This window comes from Nitrospira sp. CR1.1 (assembly GCA_014055465.1).
In the GTDB taxonomy this organism is placed as follows: Bacteria; Nitrospirota; Nitrospiria; order Nitrospirales; family Nitrospiraceae; genus Nitrospira_A.
In genome coordinates, this window is record WIAF01000004.1 from 16,954 (window position 1) to 42,977 (window position 26,024).

The window sequence follows — 26,024 nt, forward strand, 5'->3', positions numbered from 1 at the left end:
GCTCACATGTTCAGGATGCGGGTCCCTCTTTGGCCTTCTTTGCAAATCGTTCCTTCAAACGCTGCCTGGCCTGCTCGGCCTGCTCGAACATTTTGCACTTATCGTAGACGCTGATCAAATTGTAATAGGCGAGCGGCTCGTCCGGACTGTGTTCCACCGCGCTCTCCATCACCTTAATCGCCAAATCTGTCTTTCGGTGATTGAGGGCGATTTCCATGAGCTTGAAGCTCGCTTCTAAGTGCTTCGGGTCCAGTTCGAGGACGCGCAGATAACACTGAATCGCCATGTCCATGGTGTTGTAGTCGGAGACTTGGGGATTATCGAGCTCTACGTAGACGCCGGCAAGATTGTACCATGCCATCGGATCGTCCGGCGTGATCTCAACCAGCCGTTCATAATAGTTCTTCGACTCCATGTACTTTCGCTTGTCCGCCTGCACCCGGCCGAGATTGAACAGCGCCAAGACATCATAGGCATGCACGTCGAGCGCACGCTTAAACTCCGCCTCCGCCTCGTCGATCATGCCCTTCGTCGCATAGATGGTCCCGAGGTTGGAGTAGTACATCGCCAACGAGCGATTCATTTCCGTTCTAAGCCCCTCGGCCATCTCAATTGACTTCTTCACTTCCGTCAGCGCGTCGTCCAACCGCCCTTTACTGAAGTACAGCTCACCCAATCGGCAACGTGCCTGAAAATCATCTGGCTCGGTTGTGAGCAGCTTTTCAATCTCAGCAATTTCCTCATCAGGATTTAACGGCTGATCGCCGGGATCCACTGCCGCACTCCCCTGTTCCGCCCCGCCAGTCTGTGTGTGTTCGTCCATAACAACGTGTCCTAATCTGGGTGAGTCAACCATTAAATTGGTCCGCCAACGAGAGACTCCTGCGTGCCGACGAGTGGCGGCCTGCTCAGTGTCGCCTGCTCAGTAACCGTTCCCTTCGGGCGGTCGAGTGTCAATAACATTACCCCAAGAATGACCATTAACGTCAAACTGGAAAACAACAGCGCATAGCCGGCGATAAACATCAATGCCAGGCCGTATCCCGCAAGACGTCCCATTGTCACGAGCCTGATGACCGTGTAGGACCAGCACAGCAGTCCGGCGACATAAAAGGCAAAGGGTAAATAAAAAGTGTAGCCCATGCCCATCTGAAAGATCCAGCTGATCCCTTCGCCGGCCTTCCGGATGGAATGGGCCAGAGCCGGGTTATAGAGGCCCAGGAAATAATCCATAAACAACAGGCCAAAAAACACCACCGCCGAAACCGCCCCGAACCAGATAGCACGGCGCCTTTGTTGCTTATTCCTGGTACGGAACGACACCCCGCGCCCATATGCCCAAAAGACCAGGATACTGGCCAACACCATCAGCGCTTCGCCGATGCGATTGGCTTCATAGACAAACGGCGGCGCCGCAATCACTCCCATCCATCCGTAGGTGGTGGAGAAGATTTGATAGTACAGCCATCCGGAAATCCCGAAATAATAGACGATACCCATGACGCGTTTGGACCACTCCTGCTGCTGTGAGAGATACTCCAGCATCAGGGCGGTGAGTGCGATGATGGTTACAACATTGTAGGCAATGGAACCGAGCATGGCCGGTTGCACGATGAGAAAGGCAACCGTCAAAATCAGCAGCAGCGCCACACTGGGGATGGTCACGACGTTAAAACCTGTGATCCCTCTTACGCGGGCGCGATTGACCAGCAAGACCACGAGCGCGAGAAAGACAAAAATGGCCACGACATTTAACAGTGCAAACCCGATGGAAGTGAGCAGCTGGAACACCGTTCCGATCCATTCGTGCTGAGCGGCAATCTTGCTGATATGCATGCCCAGACGAGAAACCAGGCGATAGAGAACAAGCTCAAAGAATCCGACGAACAGCACCAGCTTAATGGTGTATTCGAACAGCAATCCCTGATCGTCAACTCGTCCTGTTGGCCGTTCGACGGCGGCGGCTATAGCAGACATCTCCAGCCCCCCCTGGCAAACGTGTTCAACCTAGTCACCACACCGCGCCCAAGGCATCAATCCGCGCGGCCCGCCTTCCGATCTACGACACGGTAGGTTGTGGTACCTGCACCGCTTGCGACTTGGCCCGGGCGATATACAATAGCCCGTCGGCCATAGAATAGTTAAACGGCAACTCGCACACGACTTCGCTGATCTTTTCGTACACCTGCTGGTACAACTGTTCGGCCTGAGCCGGCGTCATACCTTCCTGCACTTCGTAAAAAAATCCGAGACTCAAATCTTCGGTGGCCGGCCGCATGATCCGCCGAATGCCATAACTTCCCGGATCACTCATGATCGGCGCTTCTTTTTCCAAGTCGAAGAGGCAGGGCTGGCACGAGAAGCCGTACGATTCGTGAAGCTTGGTATTTCCCACCACAAAATTCATCGTTTCCAGCGCTTCCTCTTCCTTCTCAGTGGGGAAGCCAACGATCACGTAGCAATGCACCGCGATGCCCAACTCGACACAGTCATCGACAATCCGGCGCACGGATTCCTGCTTGATCCCTTTTTTCATGAAATCCATGACCCGCTGATTGAACGACTCCAGGCCGAATACGATTTTCAGGCAACCGGCGTCCCGCATCTGTGTGAGCAATTCACGCGAGAGATTCTTTTCGAACCTCAACTCGCAGGTCCACCTCACATTAACTTGACGATCGATCATCTGCTGGCAAAGACGCTTGGTGGGCGACAGCGCGAAACATTCGTCGGTAAAGAAAAACGATTGCGCGCCATAGCGCTCTTTCAACCAGACCAGATCGTCCACCGTCTTGCCCGGATCGCGCTGCCGGAAGTTCTGGTGATCCAGCGTCAACGCGCAAAACGCGCAGTCCTTATAATAACAGCCTCGAGAAAACTGCACGGGCAGAACCGGTTCCGGAGACAAATACAGATCGAGTGGAAATCCGTCGTAATTGGGTGCAGTAAGTTGATTGATATTTTCTGAATAGAACGGCTGATTAACCGTGATCTTGCCGTTCTGACGATAAATCAGATTGGGCACCTTGCTGAAATCACGCTTGCCGTCCATCTGATTCACCAACTCCAGCAAGGCAGTCTCGCCCTCGAACACCACGAAATCGTCGACGAGATCGAAAAGCCAGGGACAGCGGCGCAGATTATCGACCAGGCGCGTAAAGATACTGCCCCCGACGGTCACATGCAGTTCCGGCGCATGCTCTTTCATCAATCGACAGAGCGTGAGCCCCGGAATAATTTGCGACGTGGCCGTGATCGAGACCCCGACCAAATCAGGGCGATCGGTCAAAAGAGAAGGCAATACGTGCTCGCGGAAGAGACTGATATAGGGGTTTTGTCCTTCGTCACGGATGGCCTTGACCAAATCCTTCGAGGAGTAGATCGAATAGTCACCAAATTGATTGTCAACGACCGTCATTCTGGTCGGAAAATAGAGTGATGAGAGCACCTCAAGCCACTTATCAATCAGAAACAAGCTGTTGCGATAGGCTTCTATGTCATAGAAGCCTTCTCCGCGCAATGTCTCTTTGGCCAGTTCGATACGCTCGAATAAATAGGGGAAGCGATCAAGGGACTCGATGACCCGCGCGAGCTGCTCCGCACTTCCAGGCCCGGTGTCTCCCGTACGCTCCCGCTCAAGACTCCGCTGTTTCTCTACCAGCTGTTGATAGAGACCGTGAGCAAAGGACTGGGTGAGCACCTTGTCTAACAGCTCAATGCCGAGATCGCGCTGTGAGACATTTTTCACTCCGGCTTGGGTGAGAAAACCTGTGAGAGATGGGAGGCTCAGGTACGGTTGCGAAGGGTGCCACGTTGGTGGAAATAGGAGAGAAACCTTCATAAAATTATCTTTATATTAAGCAGGAAAATCAGTGTTTTCAGGAGATTTGCACCGTATCGGTTTATACACTCCACTCCAGCCCGAAAGCAACCCTCCGCCTGCAAGCCACAAGAAATTCCACCCTCACCCAGACTGCACGCACGTCTCCTCAGAATGCACGAGGGCCCCGAGTCACCTTGCCATCTCTGACAAGAACTCGGGGCCCTCTGCTTTAAATCCTCAACACGTCTCCGCCCGGCACAAGGGCGGGGGCAGGCTTCTTCAGCCCGCTCAGCTCACGGCAACTTCAGCGTGAACCACGTGGAGAGAGACTTCATGCCGTTCCGTTCAATGTTGGAGCCGTCCCACACCGCAAACGCGATGGGCACAGATGCTCCCGCCTTGAACTGGGTGTCGTTCGTATCGCCGGTCTCCAGCGAACGCTTCACGACTACGCGCCAGGTCGGACCGGTATATCCACCGCCCTTGAGGGAACCTGACGGCTCCCACACGCCATTGCCGATCACATCCTGATGGGCCTGGGTGGTCAAGGTGCTAAACCCGTTGGCGTTCAGATCCTCAACGGAGCTGACGCGCAGGGTCGGGTCGGACATGATGTTACCGGACCAGATACCGGAATTGAATGGCCCAAGGCTCCGGCCGATACGATCCGGATAGGTAACTCCACCAGCCGGCTCCTCGAAATAGTAGTCCCAGAAAATGCCGGGATACTGGTCATCCACATCCCACATTCCGGCGCTATCCTTGCCGAGATCCTTCTGCCACTCCGCATTCCAGCGCCAGATATTGACCGTCCCGCCGGACTGGCCCATGCACTGGAAGGGCGGCGCGCCCGCAGTGTTGACCGGGAACATGATGGCTACTTGGTCACGAAAATCCTGCGGACCGATCGCCGTATCGTTCTTGGTCTGGTCGCTCCAATCAAGGCGCAACCCCAAATCCTTCCCATTGCTGACCGCCTTCACAAACACCGATTTCACCGAAATATTCGGGTGCATCGGGGTTGTGATGGTCTGCCCGCTCAACGGGATGATGACACCCGGCACTCCTTCCCAGATGGGGTTTGCACCGTCCATCGGGATTGCCCCCTTGATCGCCTTCACGGGAATGGTCACCGGTTGGCTGACCGCGAGAGGCACCTGCCCGATCGTCAACATGATGCCAACGATCAGCGCAGAGAACAGAATGCCAAACACCAAACGCTTGTTGCGTGTCTGCACCAGTCTCATTGCGTATGCCCTCCTCTGAAAGATTAATAAGAAAAAGAACTAGGAACGTATAACGTCTACCGAAAACCGATACTGCACCGCCCGAAAACCGAGAACTCCTACGCAGTCCCGACTGGGCCCTCGCTCTTTTCGCCGTCCTTCTCTTTTGTCTTCTGATCCATGAAGGACTCAGCGCCGACTTCGCTCAGCAACATACTGAGCTCATTTCCCTTGTCCTGCGCCCCGCACTCGTAGGTTTGACCTTCCGGAGCATTGAAGGTAGCTGGTCTGTAGTCCGCCTCGGAGTAAGGCTGCACGGTTACTCCAAGGAAGGCGACCTCAAAATCCATCCATTCCGACATACAGTCGGCAATGAGTTTGAACAATCCGGTATCGGATTTTTTTGCCAACATCCGGCAGAACAACGGCACCCATCGGCCGATGTGATTTTTCACGAACTTCTTTTGTGCATCGACTACGATTTCGGTCTTATCGACACCATCGTGGCAACGGGAATAGGACTCTTTATAGGTCAGGAAATGCATGAACTCGAGCTCGACACTCAAGTGATCCAGCCGTTCGTGAACGTCCTTTGAAAGCTCGACACCAAACGCTTTGTAGAATCCCGCAATGTCGCCCATGACGTGCGATTGCGCGAACACGTGATCGTTACCAAAAAGGGTCTCGTAGGGCGGACAATCCAACGTGATCACATTGGTGAATACCCGACGGTGCTCGGTCTGCAGATCGCCAATCTGCCAATTGACGCACTCCGCCGAGACCAACTTCTCGATCTGATCGAATTGCTTCTTCATCAAGGCGATCTTTTGAGCGGCACGGTCGCCCCCGATTCCGTCCAACGCGAGCCGCAACCCGTCTAAGGCAGCTCTTCCGTCTTCGACGAACTCACCGCACTGCAGGTAATCCAAAAACTCCTCGTCCTCCGGATACAACAAACTCCAGGAGAACAGAAGATATATCTTGCTACGGTTGAGCGCTCGCTCGACCGCAGGCGAATCCTTGATCGGAACTGCCTTGGGGGGAGCAATTGCGGTGGAGGCCGGGGAGGTAGGCTGCACGACTTGTTTCGATGTCATACGTATCTTGCTCCTCACCTCAACATGTTGCGCATTTTTTCCGCACACTACGCAACATCTGAGTCCTACGGCACAGGAGGCGTATGATAGGTAAAGGAGGGAGGGATGTCAAGCATGAAGTCTCTCTCCTTTGCCGCCGCCTCTGTGCAGTTGTTTCATGAATTTGCATGATGAATCTCACGTTTCAGCCCTCTAACACACGACTGACTCAGTAGCTAATGCTGCCCGCAGAAAGATTTCTCGCTGGGATGACCTTGATTGCAATGCGATCATTGACGGTCTTGCAGATCTGCTCGCACATCCCACATCCGACACAGTGCTCCTGCTCCACGACAAGACGGAGCGCATGGAAATCCATCGAGAGCGCCTCGACGGGGCACTTTGATACGCAGGCATGGCACCCCTGCCCAGCTGTACAAACACGATGAGACACCGTAGCGATGCCCATGCGCACCTCAACACTATCGGCAACCGGCAGAAGCGCGTCCGTCGCGCAGGCGGCAATGCAAGGAAAATCCTCGCAGAGCTCACAGGCCACTTGATTGGCAAAAATCACCGGAGTGCCGTTCGAAAGATCACTTACGATCGCCCCCGGCGGACATGCCTTGATACAATCGCTGCAACGCGTGCAGCGTTCAAGGAAGGCGGATTCATCGACGGCGCCCGGCGGACGCAGCCAGTCCGTCCGCAGGGGAGCGGCCGGCTGCTCGCGGGGCGCATCCTTATGGATGGCAAACTCCCTCGCCGCCTTGGCCACCGAGACCACGGAATCTTTCAGAAAATCACGACGCCCGTATGTGGGATCACCGGCCACGTTGCTCTCCGACTACATGACCCCATCGGCACGCAACTTATACACTTCCACGCAACGATCGCAGGCCCCATATTCGACGTCCCACCCCGGATGGTTTTCGCGGATGAAGTCCAAAATGTATGGCTCCAACTTTGTCTCCATGTCTTCCACCCAGGTATACGTCGGGAACCGGCACAAGGGGCATGGGAACCCCGGCATCAACATGACCTTGTTTTGAGTCTCCGGGATTTCTCCGCCCTCGACATCGACGGCGCGATCCAAAATGCGAAGGGTATCGGTTGCCATCTCCACCAGTTCCGAATGGGTGAAGTAGCTCGTCTGCCACAACCCTTCGAATACTGATTTCAATTGAGCAGGCGGAATTTTGCGATACCAGGAGCGGAACTCCTTGAACCGATCCTCCTTTTGAAGCATCGGCTCTTTCCCGAGCGCAATCAGCCGACTATCGACACTGATATTCCAGAGGATGCGGTAGCGGTGCAGAATGAGGGTTTCCTCGCCGGGATTTTGTCCAACCCTGGTGTCAGGATCGTACCCGAAGGCCGGATCAAGCATATCGTTGATGTGCATGAGTTCGTGACGGCAATACCGAGTCAACGCAGGATCATAGAAGCGCCGTGGAATCAGTTTAATGCCAACGCCCTTGAGCCCCTTTTCCTCGAATTGCTTGGCCAGATCGTGCTCGACGGAACCCCATTTGCGAAGCACGTCTACGCCCTCCTGATCTTCCTTCAGCACTCCTTTGACCAACACGACCCCGACTCGGGCCTTCAGGTCGGGAAACTCGTTGAATGCGTCACGGATGATATCGGAAAAACCCCAGATACCGAACAGGTACTGGTACAGTTTCTTGAACTCCGCTTCGCGATCATCCAGCGTGAATTTCTCATAGATCGGATCAGCCAGTTCGTGAAATTCCTTATAGTACGTCGGGTCCCCTTCCCGCTCCGTTTTTTCAATAAACGAATCGATGACTTCCTGCAGTAAGGCCGGCTGAAATCGGATTTCCATCGACGGCTTGGATACTTCTACCCCGGTAGTCATAAGACCTCACATCTTCGGTTACAATGAAGGGATAACACCTGCATGAGCACTGCGCTTGACTTGCTCACGGTCCTTCTCTTACGATCCTAAAAATAACGGCCGATTATACAAACCCCTCGGCGTTGTTTGCAAACCGCGGAGGGCAGGCCGGGGCCAGCTGGCCCCGCTCACACCAGGGACGAGGCACAGACTTTCTATGAGCAACTCAACGACCACGCCCCCGACAATTCCTTCCGCAGCACCGATGCCAACCGCAGGGGGAAGTCCGGCGACACCGGCTGTCGACCATTTAGATTATTGGAAAACCGGGTTCCGGGAACTCAAGACCTTCCGCGGGCATTCACATGGCGTGTGGACGGTTGCTTATGCGCCAGACGGCCAGACCATCGTCAGTGGCGGCGTCGATCGATACGTCCGTATCTGGGATATTGAAACCGGACGTCTCCTGCGTTCATTACGCGGCCACACCGCCGACATCCGCGCCCTCGTCTTCACGCCGGACGGCCGCACGCTCGCCTCAGGCAGCGAAGACCGAACGATTCGCCTCTGGAATCCGAAGACTGGAGAACCGACCAAGCTCTTATTTACTCGCTACGATCACAACGTGTGCAGTTTGTCGCTGTCCCCTGACGGCCTGATGCTGGCCCGAGGAAGTCACAATAAAGACATCAAGATCTGGGAGGTCACGACCGGAACCGACCTTATGACCCTGTTGGGCAAAGATCAATACGATCACCATTGGTCGGTCTGTGTGGCGTTCTCCCCGGACGGCGTGCATCTCGCCAGCGGGTCCGACATCGGGAAAATTCGTATCTGGGAAGTGTTACCGAGCGGAGAAGAAAAAATCCTCCATAACGGTCATTGGGAGGAAACGGCTGAAGACTCGACGGAAACCCGCGGCTTCTTCATTGAAGACGACGGCGGATTTCAAAAACCGATGGAGTTTTGGATCGGGGCGATGACCTTCACGCCCGATGCCAAGATTCTGATCACCGGCAGCCGCGACAACACCATTCGCTTCTTTGAAATGCCGACGATGAATGAACTCCGCGTCCTTCGCGGGCACAATGGCTGGGTGCGTTCCCTGACCGTGTCACCGGACGGCAAAGTCCTGATCAGCTCCGGGGACGACAACACCATTCGATTCTGGGACATTGCAACAGGCCGGAACTTCAGGACCGACAAAACCCACACCGGCCCCGTACGCGGAGTTGCCCTCTCGCCAGATGGACTACGACTGGCCAGCGCGTCCTGGGATCGCACGGTGAAGCTGTGGGAAGGCGGTCAGGAGCCGGTAGAGTAAGTTACTCGTCTCTCTCCTCCGCCTCGCCCTTGGCGGAGGAGATGCCGTAGCGCTTGCACTTGTCCCACAGAGCTTTCCTAGATAACCCCAGCACAGCGGCTGCGGTGGTTCGGCTGCCGTCCACCTGCTTCAACGCCGCTTCAATGTACTCCTTCTCAAATGCTTCCCGTGCAGCGGCCAGCGTCGCACCGGGATTGCCCTCAGGCGCTCCGGCCTTCGCCGACAAACCTTCCGCGCAGAATCCACAATCCGGCTGAGGCGCACCTCCGAGATACGGACAGGTCTGGAATCCACACAGATCCCACGGCTGCAGTGGCTCTCCGTTTCGTCCCAATCCCACGGCACGCTCGACCATCTGCTCCAACTCTCCGACATTGCCTGGAAACGAAAAATGCAGGAGCAACTCGCGACTGGGCTGAGAAAAGCCCTTCGGGGATTTATTGAGGCTCCCTGACTTTCTCTCCAGGACATGCTCGGCAATGACCAGGACATCCTCCCGTCGCTCGCGCAAGGGCGGCACAACCACCTGAACAGCGGCAAGGTGCTCACAGAGATCCTGTCGAAACCGCCCCTGCACCACCGCCTCCGTCAAGTCCTGCCGCGACGCGCAGAGGATTCGAACATCGACCTCAACAGGTTCTCGCCCTCCGACACGTTCAAATTTCCGTTCCTGAAGGACCCGCCACAATTTATTTTGCAGGACAGAAGAGAGCGCATCCACATCACCGAGCAGCAAGGTCCCCTTATGCGCGAGTTCGAAGCGGCCTCGGCGGCGGCGCAAGGCACCGGACAACGCCCCTTTTTCATGGCCGAAAAGTTCCGCCTCCAGCAGATGATCCGGAAGATCGGCGCAACACACTTTGATTAAGGGCTGATCCCGTCGCGGACTGTTCAAATGGATGGCATGCGCGACCAGTTCTTTCCCGGTTCCACGCTCTCCAACCAGGGAAACCGGCGAATCGGTGGCCGCGACCAGCTTGATCTTTTCCAGGAGCGCCCGCATGTGATGGTTGCGCCCGTGGATGCCACCGAAACTGAACCGGTCTTCCAGCACTTCCTTTAATTCAAGGTTTTCCCGCCGCAGTCCGAGGAACTTGCCTACGCGCTCGACGATCAACAGCAACTCCTCCATTTGAAACGGTTTGGTAATGTAATCGTATGCGCCAAGCTTGATGGCCCCCACCGCCGTATCCACCGATCCATGCGCCGTGATCACAATGACCTCGGTCGTTGGACTCCGTTCTTTGCATGCTTTGAGGATCGTCAATCCATCGGCACCAGGAAGACGCAAGTCGGTAATCACGATATCGAACTGACGCGTGCCCAGGACCGCCAGTCCTTCTGTGCCGGTCGCCGCCGCCATGACCTCGCAACCGACCCCTTCGAGGGCGTCCAGCATAGAAAGCCGCATCAACGGTTCATCATCCACAATCAATATTTTGAGCCCCTTCACGAAAACCTCCCAATGGCATAACGTTCGGTCGAGAGCGGAATCGAGACGATAAAGGTCGTGCCCTTTCCGACTTCACTTTCCACCACAATCCGCCCCCCATGCCGCTCGACGATGCCTAAACTGACGGACAATCCGAGCCCGGTCCCCTCGCCCTCATTTTTGGTGGTGAAAAACGGATCGAAAATCCGCGGCAGAACAGATGACGAAATGCCGCACCCGGAATCCTGGACTCGCACCAGACAATGGGCCTCTTGCACTGTCGTGCGGATGGTCAGTACGCCGCCGTTGCGCATCGCCTGAATGGCATTCAACACGAGATTCATCAAGACCTGTTCCATCATATGACGATCGATCATGATTTCTGGCATGTCGACGGCCAAGTCCGTCTCTAACCGCACCCGGTGAGGCACCAACAGGTGGTCGATCAGCAACAAGACGCGATTGACCACCTGATTCATATCGGCCAGCGCAAGCTCTGGATTGTGCTGCTGCGAAAAATCGAGGAGCTGCCGGACAATCCGCTGCACTCGACGCAATCCGTCTTCCATCGACGCGAGATATTCTTCCTGGCGTGAGGGTGACAGTGTCCCCTTACGCATATTGTAGAGACAGTTCAGAATGCCACCCAACGGGTTGTTGATCTCATGGGCGACCCCTGCGGCCAATTTGCCCACCGATGCCAGCTTCTCGGAATTTCTGATTTGCTGCTCGAGTTTCTTCGTGTCGGTCATGTCACGGGCGATACCAAGGACTCCAAGAATTTCCCCGTCGACCCCATGCAGCGGCGACACACTCACCATGACAGAACGGGGCTCTCCGGATTTCGTCAGCACCTCCACCTCATAAACCTGCTTCACACCAATATCCAGCGTCGATTTCAACCGGCGGCCCCGGTGCCGCTTCGACAGCAGCCCCAAATACGGCCGCCCCAACAGGTCTTCCTTGGCATACCCCCAGGCCAGAACCTTGCTGTTGACATATGTAAAACACTGTTCACTATCGAGGGTATAAATGACGTCATTGGCATTTTCCAGCAGGTTCTCAAGGTACTGCTTGGTCTCTTCGATCTCGCGGGTACGCTCGCTGACTTTCGTTTCCAGCTCCTGCTGATAGGTATGCATCTGCCGCTCAAGCCGCTTTCGATCCGTAATGTCGCGAAGCTGCACCATCACCCAGGTATGATCGCTGCCGCGCACCAAGATTACATCCATCTCCACCGGCGTTTCCTTGCCGCCGGCATCACGCACCGTGATTTCCTGCGTCGGCACCTGACGTTCGCCGGAGTGGATTTTTGCCAGCAACGAACGCATTTCCTCGTGATGCGTCGGCAGGATCACCTCGAGAATGCTGTTCCCCACCACCTGTTGCTCGGAATACCCCAGCGCCTGCTCCTCACGCTTGTTCACAGCGACGATCACACCGTCCTCGCCCACCATAAACACAGAGTCGGCCACCAGATCGAAGAGCGCCTTATATCGCTCCTGCGACGCCACCAGCTGCTGCGTTCGCTCATTCACCGCCTGCTCGAGCCGGGTGGTGTAGCGATGAATTTGCTCTTCCAGCAGGCGCCGCTCCGTCACATCGCGGACAAAGGCACGCGAATGGACCAGTCCGCCGCCGCTTTCGAACAATGCCGTCGAATGGATTTCTACGTCGATCGGATGCCCGTCTCCCGCCACAAACACCGTCTCAATCGTGCTGCGGCCTTGCGAGACCAGGCGCTCCAGATACGCCAGCACCTCGGCCTCGCGCCCTTTGGGAACCAGATCCCAGAGATGCATCTGAAGCATTTCTTCCAGCGAATAACCCAGCTTATCCAACCCGGTTTTATTCACATGCACGAATTGGCCGGCCTTGTTCAGCTGATAAATCATCTCCGGAGAATGCTCGATGAGATCGCGATAGCGCGCCTCCAACCGGCGAACATCCTCCATTCGGTGTTCGATCTGTTCGAACGACACGCGTAAGTTCGCCGCCATCTTATTGAACGCGTCAGCGAGTTGTTCGATTTCGTCACCGGTCTTAAGGTCCAACTGCTGATCTAAACGGCCGCTCCCGATTTTCTGCACGCCCTCATGCAACAGGCCGATGGGACGGGCGATGCGACGAGCGACCGTCAGACCGGTCAGTAACAACGCGGCAAATACCCCAAGTCCATACACCGCGACCTCTACCACGAGCCGCGAGAGCGGCGCGTAGGATTCGGCGGGATCCTGCCGTACAAAGGCCACCCACCGTTTGCCGCCCAGACTTTCCGGCGTGAGATCAGCCCCCAAGCGAACCGGCGCGAAACCCACAATCGAATTTATTCCGCCATGAGAATCATTCTCGGCGGTCGTCCAGCCGGCCGCAGCCGCGTTGATCGCATTAATCAACTCGGGTTTGACCACATGTTCCTCTGGTGACAAGATCGGACAGACAATCGGCGCGCCGTCAGAGGTGAACAACATGGCATGCCCCGTCTGACCCACCGTTGCCTCAGACACGGAGTGGAACAGGGTGTCCCGGCGGAGGAGCACCGTGACCGCGCCGATCGTCGTATGTTGTTCATCATCGACGATCGGCGCCGATACATTGACCACATGCGTGCCGAAGGCGGGGTCGAAGAAGATGTCGCTGACAAAGACCTTCCCCGTTCCTCGCTTCATGAACGCTTGCCACCAGGCCGTCTTGCCATAGTAGTACTCGACTTGTGGAATGGAACTGACCACAAGCGCGCCGCGGTTGTCGGTCACGAAAATGCCCACGTAATCGGCTTTCCTGATATCGTGCCATCGGATCAAGTAATTGGTCACAATGCGGTTGATGAACAGCGGAAACTCGCTTTGCTTGTCCCGCTGGCGCCACCGCTGTTGCCAGGCTTTGATCATTGACTGGACGGTCTTTTCGTCCTTGTCCAGATAGGTGCGGTTGGATTCGGTCACCGAGGTGCGGAGAAAGGGTGTGGCGGCGAGCTGCTGCGCTTCGTTAATTCCACGCGTGACCTGCATCTCGATCCGCCGGGCGGCCTCGACGGCCACTTCCTTGAAGTTGGCGCCGATGGTCTCGCGCAAAGCCCGGCGTTCTTCGAGATAGGTCAGAATGAGAGAAAGACCTAACGGCAGGAGGCCGACCATCACAATGGCTGTGATGATTTTCCGCTGGAGGCTGTGTGACCGGCTCCAGAACAGCATGCGTGCTGGTACCCTGACTAATGGCCCTCTCATCACAGGAGGTAGGGCCCTAGGCCCGGCTCGGACGAGCCGAGGCCTAACGACGCTTGAGGAGGCTTCCGGCGCTGCCGGGCCACAACAGCAGCAACGGGCTTGCCACGAAAATGGACGAATAGGTGCCGAACATCACGCCCCCGAGCAAGGCCAGCGAGAAATCATGTAAGACCTCGGCGCCTGCCAGCACCAGCGGAATGAGCACGATCACGACGGTCAAACTGGTGACGATGGTGCGACTCAGGACCTGGTTGATGGCCTGATTGATAATCGTTTCCTCATCTTCCCGCCGGCGCGTGCGGAAATTCTCACGGATCCGATCGAATACCACCACAGTATCCGTTAACGAGTACCCGGCCAGCGTCAGCAGCGCCGTGACCACCAACAAGGTGATCTCCTTATCCAAAATGTAGAACACGCCCAACACTGCCAGGACATCGTGGAATGTCGCCAGCGCAGCCGCCACTCCGAACCGCAGTTCAAACCGGACCGCAATATAGAGCACGATTCCGACGAACGAGATCAACACGGCAATCATGGCATCTTCTTGCAGCTTCTTTCCAATCGTCGGGCCGATCTCCATGCTGGAATCGACCACAAACTTGTTGCCGGGAAATTCCTTGCTGAACACCGCCATCACCCGTTCCGCAACCTTCTCTTCAATCGTCGTCGAGGCTTTCACGCGAATGAGCAGCTTGTTGTCCTGCGTGAACTCCTGCAACTCGGCCGATCCCAGACCATTGGTTTCCAGCGCGCGCCGGGCTTCGTCAATTCTGATCGCCTGATCAAATTTGAGCTGCACCGCCGTCCCGCCCGCAAAATCGATTCCCAGATTGGCCGCCCCGCGCGCGATTTGCAGCACCGCGATGACGCCCAGAAAAGCCAGGATGCCGGAAAGCGCAAAGGCGATCGTGCGCTTCCCCATAAAATCGATATTCGTCCTTCCCAAAATCTCGAACATACCGGCTCCTTCCTAAATGCTGAGCTGCTCAATTTTCTTGCGCTGATTAAAGAGGTCGAAGACCACCTTGGTGCCGACCAACGCCGTAAAAAGATTGATCGCGATGCCAAGGCACAACGTCACGGCAAAACCTTTGATCGGTCCGGTGCCGAACAAAAACAGCGCAAAGCCGGTAATCAATGTCGTGACGTGCGAATCGACGATGGTCAAAAGGGCTTTATCGTACCCGGCATCAATTGCCACCCGGACCGCTTTCCCTTGTCGCAACTCTTCGCGAATGCGCTCGAAGATCAAGACGTTGGAATCAACGCCCATCCCGATCGTCAAAATGATTCCGGCTATCCCTGGTAAGGTCAGCGTCGCATTCAACGCGGCCAGAGACCCGATCAGACAGATGAGGTTCAGCATCAACGCCAAATTGGCGATGACTCCGGACAATCGATAGTAGGCCGCCATAAACACGATCACGAGAAGTCCCGCAAAGAGGGTCGCTTTGACGCCTTTCTCAATCGAATCCTGCCCGAGGGAAGGACCGACCGTAAGATCCTGAATGATCTTCAGCGGAGCGGGCAGGGCTCCGGCCCGGAGCACGATGGACAGGTTGTTGGCCTCTTCCATGGAGAACGTTCCCGTAATCTGGGCTCTTCCTCCGCTGATGCGCTCCTGGATGACCGGCGCCGAGTAGATGGTATTGTCGAGCACGATCGCCATCCGCTTCTTCACGTTCTCGCCCGTGATGCGATCAAACTCCCGCGCCCCTTTCGCATCGAAGGTCACGGACACATAGGGTTCATTGAACTGGCCGATGGAGACCCGGGCATCGCTCAATACATCGCCGGCCAGCATGACCCGCTTTTTGACCAGATAAGGGGCCAACCATTCTTGTCCGCTCTCCTTTTCGACGATCCGCTCAAACAGAATCTGATCGCCTTCCGGAACCTTCCCCTCAACTTGCTTCAGAAACGCGTCCTCACGTTCCTTGCCTTTCTGAATCCGGCCCGGCAGATCCAGCTTGAGTTGGTTTTCATCGTCCAGCAGTTTGAATTCGAGCAGGGCGGTTTGCTTGATGAGGTCCTTCGCCAATTTGGCGTCCTTAATTCCGGGCAGCTGCACGACCACTTGCTTCAACCCCTGGCGCTGAATCAACGGCTCCGCCACACCGAACTGATCGATACGATTGCGAATCGTTTCAAGCGCCTGGTTGATGGCGGAATCCTTGATGCGTTTAATCTCGGCATCCCGCAACTCCCACACGACTTTGTTCGCAGAGCCGGCGGCCTCGACCTCCACATAGGTCGGGAAGTCATCCAGGAGCTTCTGCACCTGCGCTTTCAGTTCAGCATTTTGAAATCCGACGGTGATTTGCGAGGCTCCCGTCCGCTTGACCGATTCGGCGGGAATCTTCTTTTCGACGAGAAGGTCTTGAAGACCCGCTGCCGTTCGTTCCACCGCAATTTCAACCGCTCGATCTTCCTCCACCTCCAATACCAGGTGAATGCCGCCTTGCAAATCCAACCCCAGGGTAATGCCCTTGTCCGGCAGAACCTCACGAATCCACCGCGGCAATTCCTTGTAAAGAGGTTGGTAGGAGGGCAAGAAAAAGATGATCGAAGCGACCACCATCGCCACTAAGGCCAACAACCGTCCGCCGACTTTTTTCATACGTGCGCCAATCCTTCCCGTCTCCGTCGCGTGCGTCAGTCTTCTTCTTCACCGCGCAGCCGAGCAATATGCTCTTTCTGGATTTTGATTTTGGTCGTATCCGCAATTTGAAGCGTCACCGTCTCTTTTCCCATGTTGGTGATCGTGCCCCAAATGCCCGAGGCCGTCACCACCTTGTCGCCCTTCTTCAAGGTTTCCAACATCGCCTTCGCCTGCTTCTGACGTTTTTGTTGCGGAAGAATCAGCATAAAATAAAAAATGATGAAGATCAGAACGAAGGGGACCAGCGACAAGAGGCCTCCCCCCGCACCCGTACTCCCCGACGTTCCCTGTGCCCATGCCACCGAATCCCACATACAGCCCCCTGCTTGTGCCCTTACGACACGTTTGTATGGTCAACTTCTGACCGCCCCTCGCCGCCCGGCCGGTCCACGATATACGTCCGGTGAAACTCGCGGCGAAACTCCTGAAATGTTCCGCCCCGCACGGCGCTCCGGATTTCTTCCATTAACTTCGCAAAAAACCACAAATTGTGAATCGTATTGAGACGCGCGCCTAACATTTCTTTCACGCCGAACAAATGATGCAGATAGGCCCGCGTGTATCGGGTACAGACCGGACACCGGCAGGCCGGATCGATGGGCTGTTCGTCCCGCGCATACCGGGCCTGCTTGATCACCACACGTCCAAAGGAGGTAAAGAGCCACCCGGTACGGCCGTGCCGCGACGGCACCACGCAATCGAACATATCGATCCCGCGCGCAACGCCTTCAACCAAATCCTCCGGCATGCCTACGCCCATCAAATAACGCGGCTTGAGGAACGGCAACTCGGGTACCGTGACATCCAACATGGCGTACATGTCGGCCTTGTCCTCCCCAACGGATAAGCCGCCGACGGCATAGCCATCAAACCCGACCGAGACCAGATCGCGCGCGGACTTCACCCGCAAGCCCTGATCCAATCCGCCCTGCACGATACCGAACAACGACTGATCCGTTCGACGCTTGGCCTCCACGCAACGACGCGCCCAGAGAGAGGTCCGTTTGGCGGCGTCACGAACCTGATCGACAGACGAGGGCAAGGCCACGACATGGTCGAATGCCATGATGATGTCCGCGCCCAACGCTTCCTGAATCTCAATCGAAGTTTCGGGGCTGATGAATCGTGAGGACCCGTCGATATGCGATTGGAACACCACGCCCTCGTCCGTCACCTTGCAAAACTTTGCCAAGCTGAACACCTGGAAACCGCCGCTGTCGGTGAGAATAGCGCCTGGCCAAGCCGTGAAGCCGTGAACGCCGCCCAACTCCTCCACGACTTTGTGGCCGGGACGCAGATACAGGTGATAGGCGTTATTCAAGATCAGCCCGTAGCCCATCTTGAGCAGTTCTTCCCCATCGACACTGCGCACATTGCCGAGCGATCCGACCGGCATGAAAGCGGGCGTCGCCACCTCGCTGCGCCCGGTGGTAAGAACACCGACCCGCGCCCCCCCGCCTGCGTCCTCATGGGTAATACGAAACGACAACATCCGATCGGCAGTCCTACATCTGCTCCGGGGCCGAGACACCCAGCACCGTCAATCCATTGCGGACCACCTGTTGCACCGCCCACATGAGGGCCAGCCGCGCCCCTGTAAGGCCTGGCGGCATCGCCTCGGACACCCGCCTGGTAGACGCCGGTGGCTCGGTTGGGGAGGCAGGGGTCGCGTCGAGGTCGGCTGCCGGAGGCAAAATCCGGTGTTTGTTGTAGTAAGGATGCACCAGGCCCGCCAGCTCCCGGAGATAGTAGGCCATCCGATGCGGCTCCAGCTCCACGGCGCCGGCCTCCAGCACCACCGGAAATATTGACAGTTTTCGAATGATCGCGAGTTCATCGGGATCTTCCAACAGCTTTAGGTCGGCCTCATTCGGAAGCGGGCAATCGATGCCCCGCGAGACCGCCACACGCAAAAGACTGGCGATCCGCGCATGCGCATACTGCACGTAATAAACTGGATTCTCCTGCGACTGCTGCTTGGCCAACTCCAGATCGAAATCCAGGTGCGTGCTGGAGTCGCGCATGAGAAAGAAAAATTTAGCCGCGTCCGCGCCAACTTCGTCCATGACTTCGCGGAGGGTAATAAACTCTCCGGCCCGCTTGGACATTTCGACCTTTCTGCCGCCTCGGAGAAGATTCACCATCTGCACCAACACGACCCGCAGACGCTCCTTCGGATAGCCATAGGCCTGCACCACGGCTTGCATCCGCGGGATATAGCCATGATGGTCGGCGCCCCAGACATCAACTAGGAGATCAAATCCACGCCGCAGCTTGTCGCGATGGTAGGCAATGTCGGAGGCGAGGTAGGTGTACTCCCCCTCCTGTTTGCGGACAACCCGATCTTTTTCATCACCGTAGGCTGACGAGCGAAACCATTGCGCGCCGTCCTGATCGAAAAGAAGGTCCCGGTTTCTCAATTCGTCCAATACCTGCTCGACCGCACCCGAGGACAACAATGAGGCTTCACTGAACCAGGACTCGAACGTAATGCCGAAGGTTTCTAAATCCTGCCGTATCAGAGCCAGGAGTTCCCGGTATGCGAATTCCCTACTTCGCTGCTCTGCATCACTCGAAGGCAGGGAGAGCAGCGCCGCACCTTGTTCTGCCTTCACGTGCGCTGCGACCGCGCGAATATACTCTCCCTGATATCCATCTTCAGGAAACGGGACTGCCTGTCCGCACGATTCGAGGTATCGCGCGAGGACCGACACTCCAAGCAATTTCATTTGGCGGCCCGCATCGTTAATATAATATTCGCTGACGACCTCATGTCCTGTGGCACGGAGGAGGCGAACGAGCGCCTGCCCAACGGCAGCACCACGTCCATGGCCAACATGCAAGGGGCCAGTCGGATTGGCGCTGACATATTCCACCAATACCCGGCGTCCTAGTCCCACCCGGCTGTGACCATACTCTGCCCGCTGGGCTTCAATGCGTCGCAGAACTTCTAACCAGAGATCAGGTTTGAGCGTGAAATTGAGAAACCCCGGACGCGCGATATCCACTCGAGCGAACAGAGCTTCTCGTTCATGAATGTGATCCACAATAATCTGAGCAATTTCGAAGGGAGGCCGTCGCTCGGAGGCAGACAAGGACATGGCCACTGTGCAGGACACATCCCCCCACTCGGGCCGCTTTGGCGCCTCAAGGTTAATCACCGGCATCTGCTCAATCGTAAGAACTCCTCGTTGTTGAGCCAGGCGAAGCGCGCCGGTCAACGCTCGGGCAACCTTCTCTTGCACCACTCCCTGAGCCACAAGAACCCCTCTAAGTCTGCGTGGAAACAGCGAAAATTAATCTCGAAATCTAACACACCGGGATGCGAGAGACAAGATGACGAGATGTCCGAGAGAACTATGACCGCCTCATCAATTGGGTACGACAGGCCTCAATCATGCGATCCGGAGGGATCTGAAGACAGGCTTGCTCATGGCAAGTTTCAACTTCACTCCAATTCGAGCAGGCGCATGGCATGCCGGTTATGACCGATACCGTGGAACCAAGTGGAGCCCAGCGGGAAGCCTGAGTCGGACCGAAACACGCTACGGTGGGAATGGCTAATGCGGCAGCGAGATGCGTGATGCCCGAATCGTGTCCAAGATACAGCGCCACCTTCGCCAGAACTCCAGCGACCACAGACAAATTCAGCTGGCGAATGACGGGTACCGGCCTGGTCAGAGATGAAAGCACCTTCGCAACCTGCTGACAATCAGCTGGCCCTTCGAGGAGCATGGGAGTCATCTCGGCCTCGATCAACCACTCAATGACCGTTGCAAGGCGCCAGGCGTCCACACACTTGTGAGCACTGCCGCTTCCCGGGTGAATCAGGACCAATGGCGATTCGCCACACCAGTTCCACGATTGCAGGATCTCTTCCCCCCCCTTCGCAAGCTTGGTGGGCAGGATCAAGGTCCGGGTGAAGCCTTGCGAGCCACTCTCCATTCCGATAGCTTCGAAATAGCGATCTGCTTGATGGGCCGCAACTAAACCAGAGGCGAACGGGGATTGTAAGTTGATGTGTCGAACCCCTACAGCGCGCAACGTATTGGTCACGGCCGCTTCCGCATCTCGTAGCCATCCCACCACTATCTCGCATGTACCTAACCAAGTCTTGAATGGACTACTGAGACTTTCGGGGCCCGCAAACAATTGACTCAGGTACATCCCTTCAAGAGGAAACGTCCGGTCGACCTCCTTGCTCTCGCACAAAAGGGAGCCGACAGCATTTGCCGAGAGCAGTGCGATTTCATGTTGAGGATATTGGCAGCGCAGTGTGTACAGCACAGGGCGGGCCAACAACACATCACCCAAGGCCCCAGGATGAATGACCAACACCCCTATTGAATCACCACCACTATTTGCGCGAACTGTCACGGACGAGCAGAACGTGGCGACTGGACCAAAGCCAAGTCGTTCGGAGTATTGATATTCTGGAACGAGCGGAACCCTGGGCCGAATGCCAGGAAATCATTTTCAGTCAATATCGTCATACGCAGTTCTTTCCGCTGAAACAATCTCTGAATCTTGAGTTCCTTTCGCTGGGCCATCGCTTGAAGAAACGGGGCACAGCGCTTCGAATACACCGCCTGCATTGGCTGAAACCTCCCTGCCAATCTAGCCACTATCACGTCAGCTGTCTCATCATGGGACAGCATGAAGCGGATGACTTCTGGATCCAAAAATGGCATGTCGCACGCTACAGCAAATACCCTCGGTCGTGATGCGCTCATCAAACCTGTATATAGCCCTCCCAAACTACCCGTGTTGGGGACCAGGTCATAGGCCACACGGCAGCCTTGCACATCAAGCATTTCGATAGGCTCAGCAAGAACAACAATGTTCTCCGCAAAGGTAACACGCAACAGCGACAACGTTCTTTCGAACACACTTTCGCCCCCAACCCGCATGAAACGTTTATCCTGCCCCATTCGTCGGCTCCTACCGCCGGCGATCAGGATACCTGAGACATCGTCTATCATGACACTCCTGCCCCACTGCACGTAACACAACAGGTCCAAAAACAACGAGGGGGTGAGTTGCCTCACCCCCTCGCCATCACACCATACACTCGCTGCTATCGCTTAAAGGACCTTGCCTTTTTTCTTGTTGGCACGGCGGGTCAACATCCAACCCTCAAGGAACACCACGCCAACTGCAATAACGGCCGGGTAAATGTACACTTCCTGTGGAATCGGAGGTTGAAGGATCGTGTAATAGAAGGCCGATACGGCCATCTTGCGTCCTGCATCACCGTTATGTCCATCCCAGGCGAAAAACACCATAGGAATGTATTTACCGATATCAAACCGGGTGTACTCATCATAATCATCCTTGTCGCCCTTGAGTGGGCGGGAGATCATGACAGTCCACTGTCCGTTTTTCCACTCTGACTTTAACAACTTAACCTTCTCTTCGAAGTCATCACGCTCTTCAAAATCCTGATCCCATCCAGTACCCTTGAAGGAACGCAACGAGCCGTCCGCCTCCCACTTCAGAATGTCGGCGTTGAACTTCGCATCTCCCCACAAATATCGTGGTTTAAATGGAGCAGGGATTTCCTGCCACTTGATCGGGAACTGGAAGCCAATGGCATCGTTATAGACGGCATAATTGTTCTGAGCCGCAGCGATGGACCCTTCTTCACCCGTCTTTGGTGCTTGCTCCTTCACGCCGAAGCTTTCGACGTTCACCTGGGTCGGAGCCCAAGGAAGCTTGCCTTCTGCAATGCTCTTCGTCCGGTCATCCCATTGGATCAAGTACACGACGCTCTTTTCGTTATAGAGCGACTTGACCCAAATATCGTCGATACGATTCACGAAGTTACGTGGCTTATGAGTGATTTGACCACCCATGGCAACATACCGACGACCCTGCTTCTTCCACATTTCGTTCTCAGGATCGCTCGAAATTTCCCCTTCGACGGGAGCTGATGGAACCACGAAATTGATTTTTGGCTTGTCAGTCAAAGGATCGATGCCGAGAGGCTTCCCTTCCTCATCGCGTTCGCACAAAGAGTTCACGAAATTCGCAATATTCCAACGCTCTTCTACTGACGTGCTATCCGCAAATGACGGCATCGGCGTTCCATTGACACCGGTTGAGAACGTACGGAAAATATTCCGGACGTTGTACGGATCCTGACGACTTCCACGGAAGTTCCAGCATTTGTGCCAATTGGCTGGCTGAATAGAAAACCCCCAGTCATCCTTTAGATTAAAGGCATTGCCGTCTCCGCGCCCTTCGACGCCATGACATTCAATACACTTCTTATCCACGATCAACTGCGCGCCCTTCTTGATGCTATCTTCTGTAGCCTCGGCGGGTTTGATCGTGCCGAGCTGAAGAATGGTCTGACTCTCAGACTGCTTGTCCGTAAATTTGCGGTCTTTCACTAGTTGCGTCGTCACAAACGACAGCACTTGAATCCGCTGCTCTTCGGTTAAGATACCTTCCCATGGTGGCATTGCAGAGCCTGGGAGACCGTGAGTAACGGTATCGAACAAGTCGTTCTTACCGGAATCAGGGGTCTTTTCATTGTAATTGAAGAGAGGCAATTCTCCACTCGCCGTATGGCGAATTTTGAATGTCCCCTGATTAAAGTTTCTCGGACGCGGCCAAAGTCGATCGGCACCTGGGCCGTCACCGGCCCCATCAACGCCGTGACACCACACGCACTTCGTGAAATACACGCGCTTTCCGGCTTCAATCATATCTGCCGGCGGAGCCGGGGCCAAATCCCCTTTTGCAAAACCCTCAGGAAGATCTGCCGCTTGGCCGATCCCAACCGCACTTGCGGAAAGGAGAAGCGCACCAAGGGCAGCCCCGATGATCGGGGATGCTTTTACGTTCATACGAAGTTTGCTCATTGTTAACCTCACCACCTGTTCTCCCAGGTTGTTTGTAAGATTCAGAATTAGTCCCATGTCCGAGGATAGTATCCCGTGTGCCAATATTCGAACAAGATCACCTTCCAAATTTCATCAGTGGTCAGGTGCTGTTCCCATGGCGGCATGACGGATGCCCAAGGGAATCCTTCGTTCGGCAAACCAATTCCGCCCTTAGCGACGCGCCAGAAAATGAATGTCTCTTGCAACTGCGCGATCGTTCCCGGGTCAGTAAAATTCGCGGGGATCGGGTTGAACGCGAACGCATGAAGTCCACGGCCGTTCAGATTGTCGCCGTGGCAGAAGTGACAATTCTGGAAGAAGATTTCTCCGCCTTCCCGAACATACTTCAAATATCCTTCAGCCTTTTCATCCCAGGGGTTGGCATTTGGAGCCATCAGCCGTCCCATTCCCTGCTCAACGATCAGCTTATTGCTGTAGGCCTGATCATACTTACCCTCGAGATTGACACGGTAAGGGTTCTGCGAGGTTTGCAGAGTATAGGTCTTACCATGAACCTTTGTGCTAGCCGGAGGCGCCGGGTGGACCGTTCGCAACTCGATCGGCTCATCGACGCTAGGCTTCATGGTCAGAAAGGAGAATCCCCCGATGAGCAAGGGCAAGAGGATCAGATACATGGTGCGGAGAGCTTTGTGAAAGCCCGTGTTGGCATCAAGCACATTAAGGATAGGTTGGCGAAACTTCTTCCAATCCTCCTCGTTGGCTGAAACCCACATAAATACGGCCACAAACGAGACGGTCCCATACATAGCACGCACGCTGAAGGGGATCGGCGGATATATACGGAACTTGAGATATGTCTGAACGAATACCCAAAACAGTACGCCCTGCCAAAACCGCGGGAAAGCTATTCCCATTGAATTGAGCAGATAACTCAGGCCAGCAAAACCGGCCACAAAAACAGCCAGCTCGCTCAACACCTGCATGGGCATGTAGCCCTCAACGAGCCTGACGGTGTTCGAGGGAACGACTCCGAAGATCATCCCGATCAACATGAGCAGTCCCAGGACGCCAATCAGTGCCCCGACTGACATTAATGCTTTCATGTCCTCATCTCCCTTTCTTCCGCAGTAGCAACCAGATCCCTCTTCGCCGATTTAGGAAGCCTTGGGAGGCTCTTTACCTTCCTGAACCTGCGACAGATAGTCTACAAGCTTCTTGAGTGCGCCAGCGCTAAGCTTTTGGCCAAATACTTTCGGCATGGTATTATCGGGAAATCCCTTAACAACATACGCGCTGGGTTCAACGATTGATTCCATGATGTAGTCAGGAACACTTTTCGCTTTGCCCTTGTAATCTTTGTCCTTAATTCGAAGGGGAGCATTAGTGCCCTCGACCAATTTCGGACCGATCGTTCCGGTCGCCCCTGCGATCCCCGGAATCGTATGGCAAGCCACGCACTGACCTTTGGCAAAAATCTGGTCGACTGGCTCAGTCCCATCAGCCATCAAGGCACTAGCACCAGGCTTCGCATCACCCTCTGTAGGTGGCTTGGGACGGTCAGCCTCAGGAATAAATTTCTCGTATGACTTGACAATTTCATCAAAGCTCGGCGCATCCCGACCTTCTCGAACATAGAGCCACGTGTCTACTGCAGCAAGCTCTGGCAATGATAATGAAATCGGCGGCTTGTGAATGGACGGCATAGGACTGACTTTGTCATTCGTACCCTTCACCCCATAACCTGCAACTACGAAACAGCTTGGGCATGAATGGGATTCGGCAATATACTCCTGGGCGTTTTCAGCGGTTCCTGATCCTGGGAATGCCTCCTTCTGATCGAAATCGCGCGCCGCCGGGTTACCCTTATGGTACTTCGGATCTTCAATTTGAGTTCCAGCGCGCTCGGGAAGTCCATCAAGGTTTGGCGCTCGCTCACCCAGCATCCCTTTATGGAAAGCATGACACAACGGGCACTGACCTTTTCCGATCGCACCCTGAACCTTGTTCTGACCGACGCCGCCAAAAATAATCTTCTCCCCTTCGTCAGCCAATTCGGTCTGGGGCATATTGCTGAAGTCTTTTTTCTCTTCGATGGGCGGAAATCCACCTTCCACCTGAGGCAGCCAATTCCCATAGCCAGAGAGCGCCGCAGCAATGAAAAACATGAAGCCCCCGATTTTCAGCAATGCGCTGATATTCGTAAAATAAAGGGCCATCATGAAGGTCATGGATGTGATTAAGACAAGCGAAACCGGCAACAACCGAGACTCGGCGAAGAAATTCATCTTGTAATTTGCGATTGCCATAAACAGCAGCATCGCGCCGATGATCCCAATGAACGTCTTGAAGACCGCACGCTTATTTGCAACAGGGTCTGAAATGGAGGCCTTAAAATAGAACATCAGGGCAACGAGAAGCCCCAATGCTGGCCATCCCATAGCTAAGGCCGATTTAATGAGTTCAATCACAGCTCAAACCTCCTGGGAGAGGGGAAGGCTCTGGTTGTTCGAACAACACAGACACCTCCCCTCATTGATTCATT

The 26,024-nt window shown here is 55.3% G+C and carries 20 protein-coding genes; 1 reads left to right on the top strand and 19 read right to left on the bottom strand.

The genetic code is table 11. The annotated features are described in order from the left end of the window. Positions 1 to 10: 10 nt before the first annotated feature. The 7 genes from GDA65_09130 to GDA65_09160 all read right to left on the bottom strand — a co-directional run bounded on the left by GDA65_09130 (position 11) and on the right by GDA65_09160 (position 8,004). On the bottom strand, positions 11 to 856 hold the full coding sequence (locus GDA65_09130; protein ID MBA5862856.1) for a tetratricopeptide repeat protein: 846 nt from the start codon (positions 854 to 856) through the stop codon (positions 11 to 13). Then, the gene (locus GDA65_09135) at positions 856 to 1,977 is read right to left on the bottom strand and encodes a hypothetical protein (protein MBA5862857.1); all 1,122 of its coding nucleotides are present in this window, start codon (positions 1,975 to 1,977) and stop codon (positions 856 to 858) included. Before GDA65_09135 ends, GDA65_09130 begins: the two co-directional genes overlap by 1 nt. Positions 1,978 to 2,059: 82 nt before the next feature. Beyond that, a complete protein-coding gene (locus GDA65_09140; GenBank protein ID MBA5862858.1) occupies positions 2,060 to 3,841 on the bottom strand; it encodes a radical SAM protein in 1,782 nt (593 codons plus the stop codon). 275 nt (positions 3,842 to 4,116) lie between these two features. Then, entirely contained in the window at positions 4,117 to 5,070 is a 954-nt protein-coding gene (locus GDA65_09145) for a nitrite oxidoreductase, gamma subunit (GenBank protein MBA5862859.1), read from the bottom strand. 98 nt (positions 5,071 to 5,168) lie between these two features. Next, positions 5,169 to 6,146 carry a hypothetical protein gene (locus GDA65_09150; GenBank protein MBA5862860.1) on the bottom strand — a complete coding sequence of 326 codons (978 nt, stop codon included), beginning with the start codon at positions 6,144 to 6,146 and terminating at the stop codon, positions 5,169 to 5,171. A gap of 208 nt (positions 6,147 to 6,354) precedes the next feature. Then, a complete protein-coding gene (locus GDA65_09155; protein MBA5862861.1) occupies positions 6,355 to 6,960 on the bottom strand; it encodes a 4Fe-4S ferredoxin in 606 nt (201 codons plus the stop codon). A gap of 12 nt (positions 6,961 to 6,972) precedes the next feature. Beyond that, entirely contained in the window at positions 6,973 to 8,004 is a 1,032-nt protein-coding gene (locus GDA65_09160; GenBank protein ID MBA5862862.1) for a hypothetical protein, read from the bottom strand. Between the two features lie 196 nt (positions 8,005 to 8,200). Between GDA65_09160 and GDA65_09165 the strand changes: the two genes are divergently transcribed. Beyond that, a complete protein-coding gene (locus GDA65_09165; GenBank protein MBA5862863.1) occupies positions 8,201 to 9,307 on the top strand; it encodes a hypothetical protein in 1,107 nt (368 codons plus the stop codon). A gap of 1 nt (position 9,308) precedes the next feature. Here the strand turns inward: GDA65_09165 and GDA65_09170 are convergent, their stop codons facing one another. The 12 genes from GDA65_09170 to GDA65_09225 all read right to left on the bottom strand — a co-directional run bounded on the left by GDA65_09170 (position 9,309) and on the right by GDA65_09225 (position 25,950). After that, the gene (locus tag GDA65_09170) at positions 9,309 to 10,760 is read right to left on the bottom strand and encodes a response regulator (protein MBA5862864.1); all 1,452 of its coding nucleotides are present in this window, start codon (positions 10,758 to 10,760) and stop codon (positions 9,309 to 9,311) included. Then, positions 10,757 to 13,933 carry a PAS domain S-box protein gene (locus GDA65_09175; GenBank protein MBA5862865.1) on the bottom strand — a complete coding sequence of 1,059 codons (3,177 nt, stop codon included), beginning with the start codon at positions 13,931 to 13,933 and terminating at the stop codon, positions 10,757 to 10,759. The genes GDA65_09170 and GDA65_09175 overlap by 4 nt, the downstream gene beginning before the upstream one ends. 76 nt (positions 13,934 to 14,009) lie before the next feature. Next, the gene (gene secF / locus GDA65_09180; protein ID MBA5862866.1) at positions 14,010 to 14,927 is read right to left on the bottom strand and encodes a protein translocase subunit SecF; all 918 of its coding nucleotides are present in this window, start codon (positions 14,925 to 14,927) and stop codon (positions 14,010 to 14,012) included. A gap of 12 nt (positions 14,928 to 14,939) precedes the next feature. Further along, complete coding sequence (gene secD, locus GDA65_09185; GenBank protein MBA5862867.1) at positions 14,940 to 16,589, bottom strand: protein translocase subunit SecD; 1,650 nt, start codon at positions 16,587 to 16,589, stop codon at positions 14,940 to 14,942. 35 nt (positions 16,590 to 16,624) lie between these two features. Next, positions 16,625 to 16,945 carry a preprotein translocase subunit YajC gene (gene yajC / locus GDA65_09190; protein MBA5862868.1) on the bottom strand — a complete coding sequence of 107 codons (321 nt, stop codon included), beginning with the start codon at positions 16,943 to 16,945 and terminating at the stop codon, positions 16,625 to 16,627. A 20-nt stretch (positions 16,946 to 16,965) separates the two neighbouring features. Beyond that, positions 16,966 to 18,123, bottom strand: a complete 1,158-nt coding sequence (tgt, locus tag GDA65_09195; protein ID MBA5862869.1) for a tRNA guanosine(34) transglycosylase Tgt — start codon at positions 18,121 to 18,123, stop codon at positions 16,966 to 16,968. Between the two features lie 13 nt (positions 18,124 to 18,136). After that, complete coding sequence (locus tag GDA65_09200; GenBank protein MBA5862870.1) at positions 18,137 to 19,891, bottom strand: arginine--tRNA ligase; 1,755 nt, start codon at positions 19,889 to 19,891, stop codon at positions 18,137 to 18,139. A gap of 97 nt (positions 19,892 to 19,988) precedes the next feature. After that, on the bottom strand, positions 19,989 to 20,969 hold the full coding sequence (locus tag GDA65_09205) for a hypothetical protein (GenBank protein ID MBA5862871.1): 981 nt from the start codon (positions 20,967 to 20,969) through the stop codon (positions 19,989 to 19,991). Between the two features lie 35 nt (positions 20,970 to 21,004). Beyond that, positions 21,005 to 21,613 (bottom strand): NTP transferase domain-containing protein, encoded by a 609-nt coding sequence (locus tag GDA65_09210; GenBank protein MBA5862872.1) that lies wholly within the window; start codon positions 21,611 to 21,613, stop codon positions 21,005 to 21,007. 102 nt (positions 21,614 to 21,715) lie between these two features. Further along, positions 21,716 to 23,500, bottom strand: a complete 1,785-nt coding sequence (locus GDA65_09215) for a c-type cytochrome (GenBank protein ID MBA5862873.1) — start codon at positions 23,498 to 23,500, stop codon at positions 21,716 to 21,718. 47 nt (positions 23,501 to 23,547) lie between these two features. Beyond that, entirely contained in the window at positions 23,548 to 24,585 is a 1,038-nt protein-coding gene (locus GDA65_09220; protein MBA5862874.1) for a cytochrome c, read from the bottom strand. 51 nt (positions 24,586 to 24,636) lie between these two features. After that, the gene (locus tag GDA65_09225; GenBank protein ID MBA5862875.1) at positions 24,637 to 25,950 is read right to left on the bottom strand and encodes a nitric oxide reductase; all 1,314 of its coding nucleotides are present in this window, start codon (positions 25,948 to 25,950) and stop codon (positions 24,637 to 24,639) included. Positions 25,951 to 26,024: the final 74 nt, after the last annotated feature.